Here is a 781-nt window from a genome sequence, read left to right as displayed (position 1 = left end):
CTTGAGCGATTTTTTTGTATTCTTGAGTTACAGGGATATCAGTACACTACAAATCACGTGGAGGTGAGTGGGCCTCCTCTTTTTACGGGGTGACCGCATGGTTATATGTGTAGATTGCCTTTCCAAGCACAAATAAGTGTCGCTTCGAGCACGCAGACTTATCTTTGTATAAACAACTCGTTTATTGCTGGGCAATCAGTCCCTGCTGACTATCCTTGTATATCCTGGAAAGGAGATAACCTATGGCTTTAAAAATTGTCTACCCTGTCTGTTGTGGAATTGACGTTCACAAAACTTTTGTTGTGGCCTGTATCGCTTCCACCGACAGCAAAGGCGTCACGACTTACAAACGCCATCGCTTTTCAACCTTTACCAAAGGACTGAATGAGCTGTCACAGTGGCTTTGTGAGAATGACTGCAAGGATGTCTGTATGGAATCGACAGGAAAATACTGGATTCCTGTATTCAATGTCCTGGAGCGCTCCTGCAATATCACGCTGGCGCATCCGAAGTACGTCAAGGCCATCCGCGGCAAAAAGACGGACAAAAAAGACGCCCAATGGATTGCCGATTTGTTCAAGCATGACCTTGTCGCGGGAAGCTTTATGCCTCCCTTGCCGATCCGGCAGCTTCGCGACCTGATGCGCTACCGCTTCAAGCTGACGAACTTTTCGTCGAGCGAGAAAAATCGGCTGCAAAACAGCCTGACGGTTTCCAACATTCAGCTTGGAAATGTCGTATCGGATACGTTCGGCAAAAGCTCCATGAAGATCATTGATAA

General features: G+C 46.9%; 1 protein-coding gene. It reads left to right on the top strand.

Going from position 1 to position 781, the window contains the following annotated elements; translation table 11 throughout:
• Positions 1–242 precede the first annotated feature (242 nt).
• Positions 243–781, top strand: a 539-nt coding sequence (locus EFBL_RS13610; RefSeq protein WP_149029964.1) for an IS110 family transposase, incomplete at its 3' end; no start/stop codon positions are given.

It is taken from the genome of Effusibacillus lacus (genome assembly GCF_002335525.1).
Taxonomy (GTDB): Bacteria; Bacillota; Bacilli; order Tumebacillales; family Effusibacillaceae; genus Effusibacillus; species Effusibacillus lacus.
Note: the sequence above shows the minus strand (reverse complement) of the source record. Positions and strands in the feature narration are given on the sequence as shown.